General features: G+C 31.3%; 19 protein-coding genes. 18 read left to right on the forward strand and 1 reads right to left on the reverse strand.

Annotated features, from left to right (window positions below; translation table 11 throughout):
- The first annotated feature begins 110 nt into the window (after positions 1-110).
- The 16 genes from LL038_RS22185 (at position 111) to LL038_RS22260 (ending at position 18428) form a co-directional block, all read left to right on the forward strand.
- Positions 111-1145, forward strand: coding sequence for a sugar-binding transcriptional regulator (locus LL038_RS22185; RefSeq protein WP_216120823.1), 1035 nt, complete (start codon positions 111-113; stop codon positions 1143-1145).
- An 81-nt stretch (positions 1146-1226) separates the two neighbouring features.
- Positions 1227-2234, forward strand: coding sequence for a type I glyceraldehyde-3-phosphate dehydrogenase (gene gap / locus LL038_RS22190; RefSeq protein WP_216120825.1), 1008 nt, complete (start codon positions 1227-1229; stop codon positions 2232-2234).
- 175 nt (positions 2235-2409) lie between these two features.
- On the forward strand, positions 2410-3606 hold the full coding sequence (locus LL038_RS22195) for a phosphoglycerate kinase (protein ID WP_216120827.1): 1197 nt from the start codon (positions 2410-2412) through the stop codon (positions 3604-3606).
- 79 nt (positions 3607-3685) lie between these two features.
- A complete protein-coding gene (gene tpiA, locus LL038_RS22200) occupies positions 3686-4432 on the forward strand; it encodes a triose-phosphate isomerase (RefSeq protein ID WP_216120829.1) in 747 nt (248 codons plus the stop codon).
- 125 nt (positions 4433-4557) lie between these two features.
- Entirely contained in the window at positions 4558-6087 is a 1530-nt protein-coding gene (gene gpmI / locus LL038_RS22205) for a 2,3-bisphosphoglycerate-independent phosphoglycerate mutase (protein ID WP_216120831.1), read from the forward strand.
- Positions 6088-6247: 160 nt separating this feature from the next.
- Entirely contained in the window at positions 6248-7543 is a 1296-nt protein-coding gene (gene eno, locus LL038_RS22210) for a phosphopyruvate hydratase (RefSeq protein WP_216120833.1), read from the forward strand.
- 231 nt (positions 7544-7774) lie between these two features.
- On the forward strand, positions 7775-8005 hold the full coding sequence (gene secG, locus LL038_RS22215; RefSeq protein ID WP_216120836.1) for a preprotein translocase subunit SecG: 231 nt from the start codon (positions 7775-7777) through the stop codon (positions 8003-8005).
- A gap of 191 nt (positions 8006-8196) precedes the next feature.
- Positions 8197-8499, forward strand: a complete 303-nt coding sequence (locus LL038_RS22220; RefSeq protein ID WP_216120838.1) for a YerC/YecD family TrpR-related protein — start codon at positions 8197-8199, stop codon at positions 8497-8499.
- Between the two features lie 248 nt (positions 8500-8747).
- Entirely contained in the window at positions 8748-11027 is a 2280-nt protein-coding gene (gene pcrA / locus LL038_RS22225; protein ID WP_216120840.1) for a DNA helicase PcrA, read from the forward strand.
- Between the two features lie 226 nt (positions 11028-11253).
- Positions 11254-13248, forward strand: coding sequence for an NAD-dependent DNA ligase LigA (gene ligA, locus LL038_RS22230; RefSeq protein ID WP_216121002.1), 1995 nt, complete (start codon positions 11254-11256; stop codon positions 13246-13248).
- A 392-nt stretch (positions 13249-13640) separates the two neighbouring features.
- On the forward strand, positions 13641-13919 hold the full coding sequence (locus LL038_RS22235; RefSeq protein WP_216120842.1) for a CD3324 family protein: 279 nt from the start codon (positions 13641-13643) through the stop codon (positions 13917-13919).
- Positions 13920-14054: 135 nt separating this feature from the next.
- Positions 14055-14312, forward strand: coding sequence for a GNAT family N-acetyltransferase (locus tag LL038_RS22240; RefSeq protein WP_216120844.1), 258 nt, complete (start codon positions 14055-14057; stop codon positions 14310-14312).
- A 44-nt stretch (positions 14313-14356) separates the two neighbouring features.
- Positions 14357-14959 (forward strand): GNAT family N-acetyltransferase, encoded by a 603-nt coding sequence (locus LL038_RS22245; protein WP_216120846.1) that lies wholly within the window; start codon positions 14357-14359, stop codon positions 14957-14959.
- A 105-nt stretch (positions 14960-15064) separates the two neighbouring features.
- Positions 15065-15352, forward strand: coding sequence for an ArsR/SmtB family transcription factor (locus LL038_RS22250; RefSeq protein ID WP_216120847.1), 288 nt, complete (start codon positions 15065-15067; stop codon positions 15350-15352).
- Positions 15353-15592: 240 nt separating this feature from the next.
- Entirely contained in the window at positions 15593-15919 is a 327-nt protein-coding gene (locus tag LL038_RS22255; RefSeq protein WP_216120849.1) for a rhodanese-like domain-containing protein, read from the forward strand.
- Positions 15920-15947: 28 nt separating this feature from the next.
- A complete protein-coding gene (locus tag LL038_RS22260; protein WP_216120851.1) occupies positions 15948-18428 on the forward strand; it encodes a CoA-disulfide reductase in 2481 nt (826 codons plus the stop codon).
- Positions 18429-18523: 95 nt separating this feature from the next.
- Here the strand turns inward: LL038_RS22260 and LL038_RS22265 are convergent, their stop codons facing one another.
- Entirely contained in the window at positions 18524-19429 is a 906-nt protein-coding gene (locus LL038_RS22265; protein ID WP_216120853.1) for a metal ABC transporter substrate-binding protein, read from the reverse strand.
- 162 nt (positions 19430-19591) lie between these two features.
- Here LL038_RS22265 and LL038_RS22270 point away from each other — a divergent pair, with 162 nt between their 5' ends.
- Both LL038_RS22270 and LL038_RS22275 read left to right on the forward strand, forming a co-directional pair.
- Positions 19592-20275, forward strand: a complete 684-nt coding sequence (locus LL038_RS22270) for a metal ABC transporter ATP-binding protein (protein ID WP_216120856.1) — start codon at positions 19592-19594, stop codon at positions 20273-20275.
- The gene (locus tag LL038_RS22275) at positions 20262-21077 is read left to right on the forward strand and encodes a metal ABC transporter permease (protein ID WP_216120858.1); all 816 of its coding nucleotides are present in this window, start codon (positions 20262-20264) and stop codon (positions 21075-21077) included. Before LL038_RS22270 ends, LL038_RS22275 begins: the two co-directional genes overlap by 14 nt.
- The last annotated feature ends 67 nt before the right edge of the window (positions 21078-21144 follow it).

Genomic DNA, 21144 nt, shown 5'->3' on the forward strand with positions numbered 1-21144 from the left:
TTAACATATTTTTTGGAAATACTAATTTAAAAATGTTAGCATTTCAACTATAATGTAAGTGGGAGCAGAAAATATATGCTGGGACTTAAACAGTCCAGAAAGGTGTTCAAGTGGAGAATATTTTAAAGTTAGAACAGAGAATAGTGCCTGAATTGATAGAACTTCTTGAGAAACGGCATGATATATTAAGAATGATATGTTATAATCAACCTATAGGACGTAGGATTTTATCAAATCATATGTGTATAAGCGAGAGAATAGTAAGAAATGAAATAAATTTTCTGAAGTCTCAGAACTTAATTGAAGTTAATGCATTGGGTATGTTTATAACATCTGATGGAGAAGAAATTATACGTCAGTTAAAGGGATTTATTCATGAAATCAAAGGATTATCTAAAATTGAGAAATCTATTGAAAAACACTTGAAGCTCAAGCAAGTTATAATTGTTCCCGGAGATGTAGAAAGTGATAAAAGTGTTCTTAAAGAACTAGGGAAGGCAGCGGCGAATTATGCTATGGATATTATTGAAGATAATAGTATAATTGCATTAACCGGTGGAACTACTGTAAAAGAAGTTGTAGATAGTTTTCCTAAAAACAATAAGTACAAAAACATCTTGGTGCTTCCAGCTAGAGGTGGTATGGCGAGAAATGTAGAAATTCAAGCTAATACTTTGGTTGCAAGGCTAGCAGATAGAATTGGTGGAAATTACGAATTACTACATGTACCTGACAATTTAAGTAACGCGGCACTAGAAACTATATTAAACGAAAAAGATATAAAAAATATAATTGATAAAATTCGAAGTGCTGATATTCTTCTTTATGGCATAGGCATCGCAAAAGATATGGCTATGAAAAGGGGGATACCTCAAAAGAAAATTAGGGAACTTGAAGAAGTGGGTGCAGTAGGTGAAGCATTTGGTCAATATTATAATGAATTAGGTGAGATAGTTTATTCCACACCTACTATTATGGTAAAAAATGAAGATGTTAAACATGAAAAAATACTAATTGCAGTAGCGGCTGGAAAAAATAAAGCTAGAGCAATTATTGCCACTGAAATCAACCGTTCTAGTACTGTTTTGATAATTGATGAAGCGGCTGCACAAAAAATTATAAATATTTTAGAAAAAAGAGAGTAAACTATATAATGATTTTATTAAAGAGAGAATTATATATTTACATATAATTATTTAATTAAAATTTTAGGAGGTTTTGCCAAAATGGTAAAAGTAGGAATTAATGGATTTGGAAGAATAGGAAGAAACGTATTTAACGCATTAGTAAAAAATTATTCAACAGAGTTAGAAGTAGTAGGAATCAATGATTTAACAGATGCTGCTACACTAGCACATCTTTTAAAATATGATTCACTTTACGGAAAATTTGACGGAACTGTAGAAGCTAAAGAAAATTCTATAGTTGTTAACGGAAAAGAAATTAAAATATTCGCTGAAAGAGAACCTAAAAACATCGACTGGAGTTCACTTGGAGTAGAAATCGTACTTGAGTCAACTGGATTCTTTACAGATGCTACTAAAGCAGCTGATCATTTAGGAGTTAGTGTTAAAAAAGTTCTTATATCTGCACCAGCTAAAAATGAAGATATAACAATAGTTATGGGTGTTAATGAAGAAAAATATGATTCATCAAAACATAACATAATATCTAATGCTTCATGTACTACTAATTGTTTAGCACCATTTGCTAAAATATTAGACAAAGAATTCACAATAGTTAAAGGCTTAATGACTACAATTCATTCATATACTGGAGATCAAAGATTATTAGACGCTCCTCACAATGATATGAGACGTGCAAGAGCTGCTACATTATCAATGATTCCTACTACAACAGGTGCAGCTAAAGCAGTAGCATTAGTTTTACCACAATTAAAAGGAAAATTAAACGGATTCTCATTAAGAGTTCCAACTCCAACAGTTTCATGTGTAGATTTAGTAGCTGAACTTGGAAGAGATGTTACTATAGAAGAAGTAAATGCAGCATTTAAAAAAGCTTCTGAAAATGAAATGAAGGGTATCCTTGGATACAGTGAAGAACCATTAGTTTCTATAGATTACAAAGGAGACGAAAGAACTTCTATTATTGATGCAATGTCAACTATGGTTATTGAAGGAAATATGGTTAAAGTCGTTTCATGGTACGATAATGAAGCAGCATATTCAAGTAAATTAGCTGATTTAGCTAAATTTGTTGCAGATAAACTATAAAATTTAGTTTACTATAAAACTGTAAGTATAGTATTGAGGTCTGGTTTTATAGGTAGTCTATGGAACCAGGCCTTTTTATTGCTTATTCTAGTATATGAGTATGGTTCACAGAACATACTACATTTGATAGAAGGTACAAAAGTTTATAATATAAACAGTAGAGAGGAGAATGTGTATGAAATTTAATAAGAAAACAATTGAGGATATTGAGGTTAAGGGCAAAAAGGTTTTAGTAAGATGTGATTTCAATGTGCCACTAAAAGATGGAGAAATTACAGATGTAAATAGATTAGTAGGTGCAATGCCAACAATAGAATATTTAATTAAAAATGGAGCAAGGGTAATTTTATGCTCACATCTTGGAAAACCAAATGGCGAGGCAAAACCTGAACTTTCTTTAGCACCAGTAGCTAAAAGATTAAGCGAAATGTTAAAAAAAGAAGTAGTTTTTGCAGCAGACCCGAATGTTGTTAGTGATAAGGTGAAATCTGTTGTATCTAAAATGAAAGACGGAGACGTTATATTACTAGAAAATACAAGATATAGAAAAGAAGAAACTAAAAACAAAGAAAACTTTTCTAAAGAATTAGCTTCTCTTGCAGATATTTTTGTAAATGATGCATTTGGAACAGCTCATAGAGCTCATTGTTCTACTGTTGGCGTAACTGAGTTTGTTAAAACATCAGTATGTGGATATTTAATTCAAAAGGAATTAAAATTCTTAGGTGATGCAGTAGAGAATCCAGTTAGACCATTCGTTGCAATTTTAGGTGGAGCTAAGGTATCTGATAAAATAGCTGTTATTGCTAATTTACTTGATAAAGTAGATACACTAATAATTGGTGGAGGAATGGCATATACATTCTTAAAAGCCGGTGGTTATTCTGTAGGAAGTTCTCTAGTTGAGGAAGATAAAGTAGAATATGCTAAGGATATGATGCAAAAAGCTGAGTCAAAAGGAATTAAATTCTTAATACCAGTTGATCATATAGTTGCAGATAAATTTTCAGCTGATGCAGAGCCAGTAGTTACACCGGATCAAAACATTAAAGATGGTTACATGGGACTTGATATTGGACCTAAGACTTGTGAAATGTATAAAGGTGCTATAAGCACAGCTAAGACTATTGTTTGGAATGGCCCAATGGGTGTATTCGAATTTAAAAATTTCGCAAAAGGAACAATTGCTGTAGCTGAGGCTATGTCAAAAGTTGATGGAACTACTATAATAGGTGGTGGAGATAGTGCAGCAGCTGTTAACCAATTAGGATTTGGAGATAAAATGACTCATATATCTACCGGTGGTGGAGCATCTCTTGAATTTTTAGAAGGTAAATTATTACCAGGAATTGAAGCTCTTACAGACAAATAAGTAAATAAAACTATGGTACTTTCAAGTTTTAAATATATATGTTTTACCGATTACAAAGAAATATTAGGAGGTTTTTTTTATGAGAAAAGGTATAATTGCAGGAAATTGGAAAATGAATAAAACTGTAGCTGAAGCGGTAACTTTAATTGAGGAAATGAAGCCATTAGTTAAAGATGCAAAATGTGATGTTGTAGTTTGTCCTACATTTTTATGCTTAGATGCAGTAATAAAAGCAACTAAGGGTACAAATATAAAGGTTGGAGCTCAAAATATGTTTTATGAAGAAAGTGGTGCTTTTACAGGCGAAGTTTCTCCAGGAATGTTAGAAGATATTGGCGTTGATTATGTTATAATTGGACATAGTGAAAGAAGACAATATTTCAATGAAACTGATGAAGCTGTAAACAAAAAGCTTAAAGCTGCTTATAGCCATAACATCATTCCTATACTTTGTGTAGGAGAAACTCTTAGTGATAGAGAAGGAAATATTACAGAAAAAGTTTTAGCAGGTCAAGTAAAATTAGATTTAGAAGGACTTATAAAAGAGCAAGTGGAAAAATTGGTTATTGCTTATGAACCAATTTGGGCTATAGGAACAGGTAAAACTGCAACTGCTGATCAAGCTAATGAGACAATTGCATTTATAAGAGCAACTGTTGGAGCTATGTTTGGTAGTGAAGTAGCTGAAAAAGTTAGAATTCAATATGGTGGTTCTGTTAAACCATCAACTATAAAAGAACAAATGGCTAAATCAGATATAGATGGTGGTTTAATCGGAGGAGCTAGCCTTAAGGCACAAGACTTCGCCGGAATAGTAAACTACTAAAGTAGCTTCATATATTAAAATAACTGGCCACATTGGTTGCTTAATTATAATTATAATAAATTACAAAAATAGCAATACATAGAAATGTGTATTGCTTTTAGAAACAATTAGTAGGGGGAAAATAAATGTCGAAAAAACCAGTAATGCTAATGATTTTAGATGGATTTGGATTATCAAGTACCGTTGATGGCAATGCAGTAGCTGCAGCAAGTAAACCGAACTATGATAAATTAATAAAGAAATACCCAAGTACAAAATTAGTTGCAAGTGGACTAGAAGTAGGACTTCCAGAGGGCCAAATGGGAAATTCAGAGGTTGGCCATTTAAACATAGGTGCTGGTAGAATTATATATCAAGCACTAACAAAAATAACAAAAGAAATCAAAGAAGGAGACTTCTTTCAGAATGTTGCTTTTAACAAAGTAATAGATAAAGCAATAAAGGCAGATTCTTCAATTCATCTTTTAGGATTACTTTCTGATGGAGGAGTTCACTCTCATATTGATCATTTGAAAGCTTTAATAAAGCTAGCTAAAGATAAAGGCGCTAAAAAAGTTTATGTTCATGGGTTCTTAGATGGTAGAGATGTGCAACCTGGTTCAGCACTTAAATACATAGCAGAAATAGAAGAATATATGAATGAAATAGGTCTTGGTAAAATCGCTTCTATTTGTGGTAGATATTATGCTATGGATAGAGATAAGAGATGGGAAAGAGTGGAACTTGCATATAATGCTATGGTCCTATCTAAAGGTGAGAAAGACACATCAGCAATAGAGGCAGTTAAAAAAGCTATGCATGATAACAAGACAGATGAATTTGTTCTTCCAACTGTTATAATGGAAAATAATAAACCAGTTGCAGCTATTAGTAATAACGATACTGTAATATGTTTTAATTTTAGACCAGACAGAGCTCGCGAACTTACTCGCGCAATAAATGATAAGGTATTTGATGGTTTTAAAAGAGAGTCATTAAAGCTTAATTATGTATGTACTACTCAATATGATCTATCTATAGAAAATGTTGATGTTGCGTATACACCAGAAAGTTACACTAATACACTTGGAGAATATGTTAGTAAAATGGGTAAAAAACAGTTAAGAATAGCTGAAACTGAAAAATATGCTCATATTACATTTTTCTTTAATGGTGGGGTTGAGGCTCCAAATGCCAATGAAGATAGAGCATTAATTCCATCTCCTAAAGTAGCAACTTACGACTTGCAGCCAGAAATGAGTGCCCGCGAGGTTACTGCAGAGTTACTTAAAAGATTAGATACGGATGAATATGACATGATAATATTAAATTATGCTAATCCAGATATGGTAGGCCATACAGGAGTTTTTGAAGCTGCTAAAAAGGCTATAGAAACAGTTGATGAATGTCTTGGAAAAGTTGTTGAGTCTGTTTTAGGTAAAGACGGAACTGTATTTATAACTGCGGATCATGGAAATTCTGAGCAAATGATTGATTATTCATCAGGTAAACCAATGACTGCACATACTACAAACTTAGTTCCATTCACATATGTGTCAAATCATAGTAAAGATTTAAGAGAGAGTGGAATACTTGCAGACATTGCACCTACTATGCTACAAGTTATGGGACTCGATGTACCTAGCGAAATGACAGGGAAATCTTTAATTAAGTAATCTCCTGGGTCGCTTAAATATCGTTAAATTTTAAATTATATTAAAATTGAATCAAACTATTATATTATCTAAGTTTAGTTTGAATTCTATTAAACTTAGGATTATATTGATTAAACTTAGGTAATAATAACATAGATAAAAAATTTGGAGGTAAGATAATATGAAAAACTTTATTGAGATCATTGATATTTTTGCAAGACAAATTTTAGATTCAAGAGCATTTCCAACAGTTGAGGTTGAGGTAACACTCGAAGATGGAACAATAGCAAGAGCGTCAGTACCATCAGGTGCTTCTACTGGTATATTTGAAGCAGTAGAATTACGAGATGGAGATAAAGCTTTATATAATGGTAAAGGAGTTTTAAAAGCTGTTAATAATGTAAATAATATAATAGCTGACGAACTAGTTGGAATGAATGTATATGACCAAGTAGCAATTGATAAGGCAATGATAGCACTTGACGGAACACCTAATAAGGCAAAACTTGGTGCTAATGCAATTCTAGGAGTATCACTTGCATGTGCAAGAGCTGCTGCTGAGTCATTAGGACTTGGATTATACCAATATATTGGTGGAGTAAACGCTAAGGTTTTACCAGTTCCAATGATGAATATTATAAACGGTGGAAGCCATGCTGATAATAATGTAGACCTTCAAGAGTTTATGGTTATGCCAGTAGGAGCAACATCATTTAAAGAAGCTTTAAGAATGAGTGCAGAAGTTTATCATGCACTAAAAGCATTATTAAAAAGTAAGGGACTCGCTACTGGTGTTGGTGATGAAGGTGGATTTGCTCCAGATTTATCATCGAATGAGGAAGCTATAAAAATCATAATAGAAGCTATAGAAAAAGCTGGATTTGTTCCAGGAAAAGATATATTTATAGCACTTGACCCAGCAGCATCTGAATTCTTTGAAGATGGTAAGTACAACTTAGCATCAGAGGGAAGAGTACTTACTCCAGAACAAATGGCTGATTATTATGTAGAACTTGTTAACAAGTATCCAATAATCTCTATTGAAGATGGAATGGCTGAAGAAGATTGGGATGGATGGAAATACTTAACAGATAAAATAGGGGATAAAATTCAATTAGTTGGTGACGACTTATTTGTAACTAATACAGATAGATTGAAAATGGGAATTGATAAAAAAGTTGCAAATTCAATTCTTATAAAATTAAATCAAATAGGAACACTAACCGAAACTTTAAATGCTATAGAAATGGCTGAGAGAGCAGGATATACTGCAGTAGTTTCTCATAGATCAGGAGAAACTGAAGATACTTCAATAGCTGATTTAGTTGTAGCTATGAACGCAGGACAAATTAAAACTGGTGCTCCAGCGAGAAGTGAAAGAGTTTCTAAATACAATCAGCTTTTAAGAATAGAAGAAGAATTAGACGAAGCAGCTGAATACAGAGGAATAAAAGCATTCTATAATATAAAAAGATAGTTAGTAATAAAATAGGAGTATAGTCTTTACGGCTATGCTCTTATTTTTTATTTAAGCTAATGTGGATTTTTAAATGAAATTGTGTTAGAATTAATTAAAAAATATAATGATAAAAATGTATTTTTATGTTTTTTGCAACTATATGGAGTAAGTAGATAAATTACATTTCGTTGTAAGATACCTTAGAATATGTTAAAATAGCCAAGTATTTAATGAATAGGGGGTGTACATATGCGTAGTCTTATAATATTTTTATTGATTATATCGTCAATTGCTATAATTGTTTCAGTTATGATGCAACCTAGTAAAACAGATGGACTAAGTGGCCTTATAGGAGGAACTTCGGAAACTTTTTTTGCAAAAAACAAAACCAAAACAGCTGAATCAGTGCTAGCGCGAGTTACAGTAGTTTCTGCACTTTGCTTTACTTTTTGTATAGCAATGCTAAATATTATAAAATAATACAAATGATTAATCATAGTTTAGGTACATTAATAAATATTTTAGATTTTAGAGCAGTTTATTTAAATAATTTTAATAAACTGCATTTTTTTATATTTTAAAAAGTTATTATATTAAAAAAATATCTAGTATATAAGTAATATGAATGAACATTAGTTAAAGTAGTCTATGATTATTAGAGGTGAAGGATGATGAGCGAATATAGTTCAAAATTAGAAAGTAAAGATATGGATTTTCTTTTTGAAGGTATTTTAAGCCTTCAAACAAAAGAAGAGTGTTATAGATTTTTTGAGGATATATGCACTATAAATGAAATAAAGGCATTTGAACAAAGATTTCAAATAGCAACGATGCTTGCAGATAAAAGGACATATATTGATATCACAAGTGCTACAGGAGCAAGTACTGCCACAATTAGTAGAATCAATAGAGCACTAAATTATGGTAGCGATGGGTATAAACTTATATTAGAACGTTTGAAATCAAAAAAATAGGTATAACTAATTTAAAAATGTGCATTCACATATAAAAAGTGGCGGTTAATATATATTTACTCGGTTTAGCTAATGATAAAAGAGTGATATAAATTAACCGTCTATATTTTTTATAGTGTTTAAGTTCTTGCACAATGTGATATAATTATAGGTACATTTATTCCTTAAAGTGGAGTGGTAAAAAAGTTAGATAGATCTAAAATAACACTAGATGTAACTAGTATTAATATAATATAAGGAGTGGTTTCATGGATTTAAAAAGTTTGTTAAACAAAGAGCAATGTGAGGCTGCAATAACGGTTGACGGTCCATTGCTAATACTTGCTGGTGCAGGTTCTGGAAAAACTAGAGTTTTGACTTATAGAATTGCACATATGATTCAAGATTTAAACATATATCCATCACAAATCTTATCTATAACATTTACTAATAAAGCTGCTGGTGAAATGAAGGATAGGGTACGATCACTTGTAGGTAATATAGCAGATAATATGTGGATTTCTACATTCCATTCTAGTTGTGTTAGAATTCTAAGACGGGAAATAGATAAAATAGGATATAATAAAAATTTTACTATATATGATAGCTATGATCAAAAAAGTTTAATTAAACAGTGCATGAAGGAAATTGATATAAATGATAAAGATCTAACAGATTCAGAAATTTTAAACAAAATATCAAGTGCTAAAAATGAACTTATTTCTGCTGTTAAATTTAAAAAAGAAAATGAGGGCGATTTTAGAAAAAATAAAGTAGCTGACGTATATCTTCTTTATCAAAAGAAGCTAAAGGGTAATAATGCGTTAGATTTTGATGATTTAATATTTAAGGCTGTTGAACTCTTAAAAAATAATAAGGATGTTTTGGACTTTTATCATTCAAAATTCAAGTATATTATGGTGGATGAGTATCAAGACACAAATAAAGCACAGTATGAGCTTATAAAACTTTTAGTAGATAAGACAGAGAATATATGTGTAGTTGGAGATGATGACCAATGCATTTATGCTTGGAGAGGTGCGGATGTAACTAATATCTTAGATTTTGAAAAAGATTATCCAAAGGCAAAGGTTGTTAAACTTGAGCAAAATTATAGATCAAAAGGTAATATACTTATGGCGGCTAATGAAGTCATAAAAAATAATTCTCAAAGAAAAGATAAGGCGCTTAGAACTGAAAAAGAAAATGGCGAGAAAATTAATCTGTATAGAGCATTTACAGATAGAGATGAAGCAAATTTTGTATCAAATCAGATTAAAACAATTATGGCAGAGGGAAATAGAAGTTATAAAGATTTTGCAATTTTATATAGGATGAATTCTCAATCACGTATTTTTGAGGAAAGTTTTCGAAAACATTTAATTCCATATAAGATAGTAGGCGGATTAAAGTTTTACGATAGAAAAGAAATAAAGGATATAATGGCATATTTAAAGCTTATCAATAATCCGCTTGATGATATTGCTTTAAAGAGAATTATAAATGTACCTAAAAGAAATATAGGGGATGCAACGATTCAAAAGATTCAAGAATTTGCAAATGGAATAGAGCAATGTTTATATAGCGCTATTTTGGACGTAGAGTATATACCTACACTTACGACTAGAAATAAATCATCTATAAGTAAATTTGTAAGTCTTATGAATAATTTTATGGCTAAAAATGAAGAGGTATCAGTATCTAAGCTTATTAAGACTATAATAGAAGATACAGGATATTTAAAGCAACTCGAAAACTCTAAGGAACCAGATGATGAGAGTAGAGTTGAAAATATAAAAGAATTAGTATCAGATGCTGTAGAATTCGAAAGAACTTCAGAAGATAAATCACTCCTAACATTTTTAGAGGGTGTAAGTTTAGGTTCAACCACTGATGATCCTGATGAAACCATTGATACGGCAGCGATGATGACAGTTCATAGTGCTAAAGGGTTAGAATTTCCAGTAGTATTTATGGTAGGAATGGAAAATGGAATATTCCCAGGTATGTCCTCCATTAATAACCCTACTGAGATGGAAGAATCAAGGCGTCTATGTTATGTTGCAATAACAAGGGCGGAAGAAAAACTATATATAACTTCTGCAGAAAGTAGAATGGTATTTGGTAGAAATGTTTCATATCAACCATCTGATTTTATTAGTGAAATTTCTCCGGATTTAAAAGAGATTATAGGGGGAGCTAAAAATAGGACTACGCAGGTGTTAAAGAGAAAAAATGCTAAGGAGTCACAAAGATACAATCCACATGGTCTGTTAAGTAAAACTGCGCCGCAAGATTATGTATCAGCTACGGCACATGGAGATAATTCAAGTCAGCAAAGTATTAATAGTGAGAATGTTATTAATAGTGGCGTGAGTAACATAAGTAGCGAAGCTACAGTAGGTAGAAAAGTTAGGCATACTAAATTTGGTATAGGAACTATAGTGTCAAAGTCCAGTTCTGATGGTGATACTTTGATTTCGATAGCTTTTGATAATATGGGAATAAAAAAGCTAATGTTAGGTAAGGCACCACTAGAAATGTTATAAGGTTTGTTAAAATAAGACTAGTATTTTGATTGTTATTTATTTGAATGTAATTTGTGCATCGTGTATGCAACTAAGGCATTTTGGATAAAATAGCTAGTAAGAATGCTAGTCATTTTATTCAAAAGGCCTAAAAGTTGTGTGCTATTTTGCGTAAAGTTTGTAGTTTATGAATATGAGTGAAATTTGATTAAAGCAGCTTCTAGAGGGATAGGTGAAGAATGATATGATGAATGAAGAAGATAAAATTAATGAAATTAAAAATATAATTAATTATCATAGTGATAGATATTATAATCAGGATAATCCAGAAATATCAGATTATGAATATGATACATTAATGCTGGAGCTTAAAGCAATAGAGAAAGAACACCCAGAACTCATTACCTTAGACTCTCCAACTCAAAGAGTAGGTGGAAGTGCTAAAAGGAAAGGTGGGGTGCTGGTAAAACATAATGTTCCAATGCTTAGTTTGCAAGATGTATTTGCAAAAGAAGAGGTATATGCTTATGTAAATAAAATGATTGAGGAACTGGATGATCCAACATTTGTTGTTGAATTTAAAATTGATGGTTTGTCAATGTCCCTGCGTTATGTAGATGGCAACTTAACAGTAGCTGTGACTAGGGGTGACGGAATAATCCAAGGTGAGGATGTCACTGAAAATGCTAAAGTAATTAAGGATGTCGTAAAGAAACTAAAAGAGCCAGTTCCTTACCTTGAAATTCGTGGAGAAGTATATATGTCGAATGATGCCTTTGATAAAATTAATGAACAACAAGAGTTATTAGGGAAGAAAGTATTTGCAAATCCAAGAAATTGTGCTGCGGGTACATTAAGGCAGTTAGATAGTAAGATAACAAAAGAAAGAGGAATATCTCTATTCATTTTTAATATTCAAGATATTAAAGGAATTGAATTTAAAACACATACAGAAGGTTATGAGTGGTTGAAAAAGCAGGGAGTAAAGGTCATTGAGAATTATGTGAAATGTAAAACAGCTGATGAAGTGTGGAGTGTTATTCAAGATATTGGAGAGAAAAGAGGAACACTAGCATATGATATTGACGGAGTTGTTATAAAAATTGATAATTTGGAAGATAGGAAAGAACTTGGAAACACCTCGAAAGTTCCCAAATGGGCTATAGCTTATAAATTTCCTCCAGAAGAAAAAGAAACGAAATTACTTGATATTGAAGTTTCAGTAGGGAGAACAGGCAGAATTACTCCTACAGCAATATTTGAGCCGATTCGTTTATGTGGAACATCTGTATCAAGAGCAATTCTTCATAACCAAGATTTTATCGATGATTTAGATATAAGGATTGGAGACATAATTGTTGTTTATAAGTCAGGAGAGATTATCCCAAAAATCAAGTCTGTAGTGAAAGAAAAACGTATTGAGGGATTAAAGGAATTTAAAATTCCTGAAATTTGTCCAGTTTGTGGAGCCCCAACAGTGCGTGAAAAAGATACTGCTGACATCAAATGTATAAACCCTAATTGTTTGGCGCAACTAGAGAGACGTATAATTAATTTTGTTGGCAGGACTGCTATGGACATAAAAGGTTTTGGTAGCGCATATGTTAAGGAACTTATTCGTTTGAAATATATCAAAGATATTGCGGATGTATATTCTTTGTTTAATTATCGGGTAGAACTTATTGAACAAGGTATAATTGGAAAAGAAAAAAATACAGATAAGTTATTAGATGCTATAGAAAAGTCAAAGGGGAATGAAGCACAAATGTTGCTTACAGGCCTTGGTATTCCGAACATTGGAAAAGTGGCAGCGAAAAGTATAATGAAACATTATAAATCTATTGAAGATTTGCAAAATACGTCTTTAGAAGAACTGCAAGATGTCTCGGATATAGGTGAAATAAGTGGCTTGTGTATATTGAGATTTTTTGAAGATAATAAAAATAGAGAAGTAATAAGTAGATTAAAAGATTATGGAGTTAATATGGCTGTAGAGGACGGCGATAACGAGGATAATAAGTTTGATGGATTAACTTTCGTTGTAACTGGAACATTAGCTACTATAGGTCGAAATGAGGCCACAGTAATGATAGAGAGCCATGGCGGAAAGGTATCGGGCTCCGTTTCTAAGAAAACAAGTTATGTGTTAGCAGGAGAGAATGCTGGAAGTAAACTTACGAAAGCGCAAGAGTTAGGAATTGAAGTTATATCTGAAGAAGAATTAGTAAATATGCTAAAATAGACAATACGACCTAAGGGTTACGGTTCTTTAAAATGTATTAAATATCATGTGATTTCGTTAAAAAATCATATGGTATTTTTTTGTGGATATTAATGTAAGTTATATTCTCCAAAATATTTTTTGTATTTATTAAGTTATTGGACAACTTCAGAGTTAGTGATATATTATAATTTGTGGTAGTATATACATATAATGTTTAAAGATATGATTATCTTGTATAAAATTTTAAAAGAATTATATAATAGAATGTAAAAAGGGGGATAGCTTTATGACCAGATCTGTAGTTAATGCATAGCAAAGGCTATTGCATACATAATAATAAATAAAGATTATATTATGAAATAACCTTTGCTCAATCCTAAAATTAAATTATATTTAGGAGGAGCATACTAATGAGCTATGTTAAAGCAACTGATGTGTTGCCAGAGGAAGTACTGGATTTAATTCAAAAATATATTGAGGGTGAATACATTTATATTCCTAAAAGGGAATGCAACAGAAAGCCTTGGGGAGAAACTACCAAAAGTAAAGAGAAAATTTCTGCGAGAAATGCAGATATTTATAAAATTTACAAAGAGGGTGTTTCTTTAAAAATTATTTCTGAAATGTATTATTTATCTCTCAAAAGCATACAAAGAATTATTGTTAAAATGAAAAGAGAAATTCAATAAAAAAATGCGCCATAAAGCAAAAGCTGAGTGGCGTATTTTCTTTTCAGAAAAGTGTTATAGGTTGATACGTTTATGTACCCAGTGATATTATTTAAATAGAAGGTTAAGAAAGTGTCTATTCAAAGGAGGTTTTGTATGGAGGATATTAATGATTTATATAAAGTATTTAGCGATGAAAAAGTAATGGCATATATACCTGAAGGGGTTACAATGAAACTTAAAAGAATTATTGCTTTAGCAAAACCAGAGAATATTGCTTCAAATAGAGTGATACAAAAGATTGGATTGAAATTTGAATACCTAGTTAGTGGATTGCCTGAAGAGTTTGATTTCTATAATGGTGAACCTTACTATTCGCTTACAAAAAAAGAATATTTAGAAATGACAAAGTAATAGTAGGGTTATCTGTATTATGACAAGAAAGGATTGATATTAATATGATTGAAAGTAGAATTAAAAATCTGGAAAACACAACTATAAAAAATGTTTTTACAATTGAATGTAAGAATATAATCTTAAAAGAGTTTGAACTAACGGATTTAGATGAAATCTATGATCTTACATTGCAGCATGAGATAACAGACTTTTTACCAGATTGGATAGCAACAAAAGAAAAACGTAGAGAATGGTTAGTAAATTATGAAATTAAGGAGAATACAGAATTTTTAGAGGTGGTACCTAATATTAAAGGACATACCCTACGATTAGGAATCGTATTAAAGGAGACAAATCAGATTATCGGTTGGTGTTGTAGTGGGTTAAAGGATAAATTGCCATTGCCAAATAGAGAGATAGCATATGCTATTTCAAAGAATTACAGGAATAAGGGGTATACAACTGAAGCAGCACAAGGCCTAATAAAATATTTATATGAGAGTACTAATCTGGAAACATTAAACGCTATTGCATTAACATATAATAAATCTTCAAATAGAGTAATAGAAAAATGTGGTTTCAATTTTATAAGCAATATCCATATTGAAAATCAGGAATTTTACTATTATAAACTTAGTAAGGTCCAATGGGAAAAGAATCTATGAAAGATTTAATTTAAAATAATATATTGATATTAATTGTTATTTGTATCATAATATATGAATATAACAATATTAGTATGAAAATATATTTAGAAAGAGGTAAATGTTATGGAAAAGGATTATATGGAATATAATGAAATTGCAGAAATGCTTAAGATATTAGCTCATCCGGTAAGGTTGTGTATTATTAATGGATTACTGGGAAAAGGGACATGTAATGTAAGTCACATGCAAGATTGTTTAGGTATTCCACAATCTACTTTATCTCAACATTTACAAAAATTAAGAATGGCAAAAATAATTGTAGGAAAAAGAAATGGGCTAGAGATCAATTATAGTATTTGTAATGAGGAAGTCAGGGAATTAGTAGAATTTATTTTTAAAAATAAGAATTAATGTAAGCATATCGATTAGTTATTAATAGTAATGTGAACTAAAATTAAAGATAATAAATATGGTGGTACACGAATAACTCTCGTGTATCACTTTTTATTTACTGGTTAAAATAAATTAAATTTCTATTGCTTTTTAGTTAATATGTGTTATTATATTATTATATCGTAATATTAAGATATAAGAATGCAAATGGAAAAAACAATATAAATATAAATTAAAGTTTCGACGGAGGTATAAATTATGTTTAATTCTTCAAAGGTTAAAAATGTAAGCGCAGAAGAGGTATATAAACTTATAAATGATGATAAAGAATTTATTATAATAGATGTAAGAACTAAAGAGGAGTATGATGATGGTCACATTCCAGGAGCAAAACTCGTTCCAGTTCAGATTCTTCCTATGAAACTTGATGAACTTGGTGTTTATAAGGATAAACCGGTACTTGTTTATTGTGCATCTGGTGGAAGAAGCCCAAGAGCAGTGGAAATTTTGGTGAATAATGATTTTAAAAATATTTACCATCTAAGTCGTGGAATAAGTTCTTGGAGATACAGTTTATCTAGGTAAAGTCTAGAAAATATAAGGAGGAATAATTGTGATGAAAAAAATATTAATCGTAGGTGGCGTTGCTGGTGGAGCTTCAACAGCAGCCAGACTTAGACGGCTTGATGAAAATGCAGAAATAATTATGTTTGAAAGAGATGAATACATTTCTTTTGCAAATTGCGGGTTACCTTATTACATTGGTGAAACTATAAAAGATAGAGATAAACTTTTAGTACAAACACCAGAGAGTATGAATGCTAGATTTAACATAGATGTTAGAAATAACAGCGAAGTAGTAGCGATTGATACTACTAAAAAGGTTGTAACAGTTAATAGTAAAGTTCTTGGCACCTATGAGGAAAGTTATGATTATTTAGTATTATCACCAGGCGCAAAAGCAATTAAACCTAATATAGAAGGTATAAACAGTAAAAGAATATTTACCTTAAGAAATATACCAGATACTGATAATATAAAAAAATATGTAGATGCATCGGGGATTAACAGTGCTGTAGTTGTTGGTGGTGGATATGTTGGCGTGGAAATGGTCGAAAACTTAAAGGAAAGAGGACTAAAGGTTACTTTAGTAGAAGCGGCACCTCACATATTGGCTCCTTTTGATACTGATATTGTTTTAAACGTTGAAAAAGAAATTTCAGATAACGGTGTGGAAATAATTTTAAATGATGGAGTGAAAGCTTTTAAAGATACTGAAAGTGGTGTTGAGATAACTTTAAATAGTGGTGCAAAATTAAGTGCTGATATGATAATACTCGCAATAGGTGTATTTCCTGATACTAAATTTGCAAAAGAAGCTGGTATTAAATTAGGCGCCAAGGGTCATATTATGGTAAATGATAAAATGGAAACTAGTGCAGAGGGAGTATTTTCAGTAGGTGACGCTATAGAAGTTATAGATTTTGTAAATAAGACTAATACTGCGATTCCACTAGCTGGACCTGCAAATAAGCAAGGAAGAATTGCAGCTGATAATATAGCGGGTCTAAATTCCACCTATAAAGGAACTCAAGGCACTGCAATTTTAAAGGTTTTTGGACTTACAGCAGCAAGTACTGGGAATAATGAAAGAACTTTAACTAGACTTAATATTCCTTATAAAGTTATACTAGTTCATCCAGTTAGCCATGCTTCTTACTATCCAGGTGCGCTTCCTATGACATTAAAACTTATTTTTAATGAGCAAGGTAAAATACTTGGAGCTCAAGGTGTTGGTTATGATGGAGTTGATAAGAGAATAGATGTACTTGCTACTGTTATACGCCTCGGAGGAACAGTTGATGATTTAACAGAACTTGAACTTTCATATGCACCACCTTTCTCATCTGCTAAAGACCCAGTAAATATGGCAGGATTTGTTGCACAAAATGTGTTAGCTGGAAGAATGGAAGTACTCACAACTGATGAGTTTAGTGCTTATGATAAAGAAAATGCTGTAGTATTAGATGTTCGTACTGAAATAGAATTTGATAATGGACATATTGAGGGAGCTATAAATATTCCAGTAGATAATCTTCGCGAAAGAATTGGAGAACTTGACAAAAATAAAGAAATTATTGAATATTGTCAAGTAGGTCTCAGAGGATATGTAGCTGCTAGAATTTTAGCTCAAAAAGACTTTAAGGTTAAAAACTTAACTGGAGGATATAAATCAGTTTTAAGTTCAGAATTTCAGCCAAATAAGACCGGAGATAGTGATAAAATAAAAAGACAGAAAATAGATCCTGATACTCAAGTTATAAAAGATGAAGTAGCTATAGAAGATGATAAGTATGATAAACTTCTCGATGCATGTGGGTTATGTTGCCCAGGTCCGTTAATTCAAGTTAAAGCTAGTATTGATGAACTAAATGAAAACCAAATTTTAAAAGTAACAGCAAGTGATCCTGGTTTTTATGAGGATATTAGAGCTTGGTGTACTAAAACAAATAATGAATTACTGGATTTAAGAAAAGAAAAAGGCATGGTATATGCGTTTATTAAAAAAAAAAGCAATAACGATACTAAGGTAAATAAATCTTTGCCATCAGAAACACGAGAAAAAAATAATAAAACTATGGTAGTTTTTAGCGGTGATTTAGATAAAGCAATTGCGGCTTTTATTATAGCAAATGGAGCAGTTGCAATGGGTAGTAAGGTCACCATACTATTTACATTCTGGGGTCTTAACATTATAAGAAAACCTGAAAAAGTATCAGTAAAGAAAGGGCTTATAGATTCAATGTTTGGATTTATGATGCCAAGAGGCAGCAGAAAGCTTAAACTTTCTCAAATGAATATGATGGGTATCGGAGCTAAAATGATCCGATCAGTAATGAAAAATAAAAATATAAGTTCTCTTGAAGATTTAATAAAATCAGCCATTGATAGTGGAGTGGAAGTAGTTGCTTGCTCAATGTCTATGGATGTTATGGGAATTACAAAGGAAGAACTTATTGATGGTGTGAAGATTGGTGGAGTTGGTTATTACCTAGGTCAAACTGAAGACTCAAATGTAAATCTATTTATATAATGTATAAAAAGTATGGGTTACTTATGTAGTCCATACTTTTTAAATTAGAATAGAAAAAATATTTGGATGATACTTGCCACGTGGGTGGCACCTATTTATTTTAAACTGTTATATATCATATCTAAGTTTTCTTTCATGCATGTTAGATAGTCTTTATTATCTTCCTTACTCTCTATGGTGTGTATTTTTTCAACTTTAGCACCTACTTCTTTAGCTAGAGCATCTGAAACCTTCGTGCTTACCATATCCTCAACAAATATAGTCTTAATTTTATTCTTTTTGCAATAATCTGTTAGTTCTTTTAACTTCTTAGCACTGGGTTCACCCTCTGCAAAAACATCTTCTACGCTGTTTTGTTTTAGTCCGAAGTCTCTGCAAAGGTATGCAAAAGCGGCATGCCCAGTTACAAAGTTTTTGTTACTAACAGTTTTGAATTTTTTGTCATATTCATTGTAAAGAGTATCGAGCTTTAAAGCGAAATCATTATAATTTTTTTCATAATAAGATTTATTAGATGGATCTGCTTTTACTAAAGCATCCCTTACATTTTCAGCTTGATTTTCTGCACCTTTTAAACTAATCCATAAATGGGGATCATATTGTCCATTTTCTGTTTTTTCTGTATTACCTATTGGAGCTGAACCTTTTGAAGCATCTACTGAAATTAAATTTTTATTATCTACAGATTCTAAAACCTTATCCACCCAAGATTCCATACCAAACCCATTATATACAAATATTTTAGCTGTACTTAAGCCTTCAAGATCCTTAGCCTTAGGCTCAAAATCATGTGGTTCAGTGCCGTTAGGTATCATGGTTACTATATCAACCTTATCTTTTCCTATGGCAGTAGTAATTTCTCTCATTGCATTGAATGAAACTACAACTTTTATTTTGCTTTGAGACTTTACATTAGTAGTTTCTACGTTCTTACTACCGCATGCGGTGAAGGTTAGCGTTGTACAAATAAGTAAAATGAACATTGACATTTTTTTAAACATTTTTATCGCCCCTTAAAATTTCTTCTTGCAAACCATTTGCATTATCACTTATAATATAAGTATAAATGGCACCTTTGTCAATAGCAATAACTTTAATCCTTTCCAAATTAGTATATTAATGCTTTGATAAAGTGACAAAATTATAGAAACTGGAGGACAATTATGATTCAAATTAATAATTTATTTTTTTCTTACACAAACGGGGAACCCTATATTCTTAATAATATTGGTTTAACTATAAATAACGGAGAGTACCTATCGATATTAGGTGATAACGGCTGCGGTAAAAGTACTCTTGTAAAATTAATACTAAATTTTTTATCTCCTACTAAGGGTTCTATTGTAAATACCGATAAGAATATTGGTTATGTGCCTCAAAAGTCTGATTTTCTAAATTCACAATTTCCTATTACTGTATACGAGATGCTTAATTGCTATAGAAAAGTATTAAAAATAAAAGATAAGAATTTGGTAACTAGGCGGTTAGAAGCTATTAATATGCTCAATTTTAAAGATTCACTTATAGGAACACTATCAGGCGGCCAATGTCAAAAAATTTTTATAGTACGCGCATTGCTAGGAGATCCTGATTTATTAATTTTAGATGAGCCATCAACAGGAATTGATGTAACTAGCCAAAAAGAGATTTATAACTTAATTAAAGACTTAAATAGGAATAATAAGATAACAGTTATTGCCATTGAGCATAATCTTAATGCTGCCATCAATAATTCGTCCCTTATTTATCATCTATCAAAAGGCAAGGGTCATTTATGCACCCCTGATATTTATATTAAAGAATATTTAAAAGCAAACAAAGAGGAGGAATTTAATGTTTCAGTATAGCTTTATGCAAAATGCTTTTATGATTTCTATATTAATTTCTATACTTTGTCCATGCATTGGTTTTTTCCTAGTACTAAGAAGGTATTCAATGATTGGTGATACCTTAGCGCATGCTTCTCTTGCAGGAGTCGCAATTGGACTTTTATTTAACGGAAATCCCATAATAAGTTCATTCATATTTACATCATTTTGTGGACTTTTAATTGAGTTTTTAAGAGATTATTTTAAAAAATATGCTGAGTTAATACTTGTTGTAGTTCTGTCTTTAAGTGTTGGTATTGCTATTACCATCATGAGCTCTGGAGAATTACATGCAAATGTGAACTCATTCCTATTTGGAAGTGTATTAACTGTAACAAGAGATGATTTATACGCCGTCTTAGTATTAAGTCTTGTATCAATTGTGACTTTAATAATATTATATAATAAACTTGTTATTATAGCCTTTGATGAAGAGGCAGCAAAAGTTGGGAGAATAAATGTTAAATTAATCAATTACATTTTTGCTATATTGGTTGCTGCTACAATATCTGTTTCTATGAGAATTGTTGGGGTACTTGTTTTAAGCTCAATGATTGCTTTGCCTGTTGCTACAGCAATGCAACTAGGGAAAGGGTTTAAATCAACCCTTTTATACTCGGTATTGTTTAGTGTTATAGACATACTCTTGTCACTATTTATTTCTTATTATATGAATTGTGCGCCTGGAGGCATAACTGCATTGATTTCAGTTGTATTACTTGCATTAGTTATATTAATAAAAAAGGTAGGTTTATTATTATCAAAAAAGCGTTACAATTAATTTAGGTAAAAAAACACCTATAATTATAGTTACGTAGGGAGGTTGTTAAGTTTGAAAATTAGTGAGG

The sequence above is a fragment of the Clostridium estertheticum genome (assembly GCF_026650985.1).
Lineage (GTDB): Bacteria > Bacillota > Clostridia > Clostridiales > Clostridiaceae > Clostridium_AD > Clostridium_AD estertheticum_C.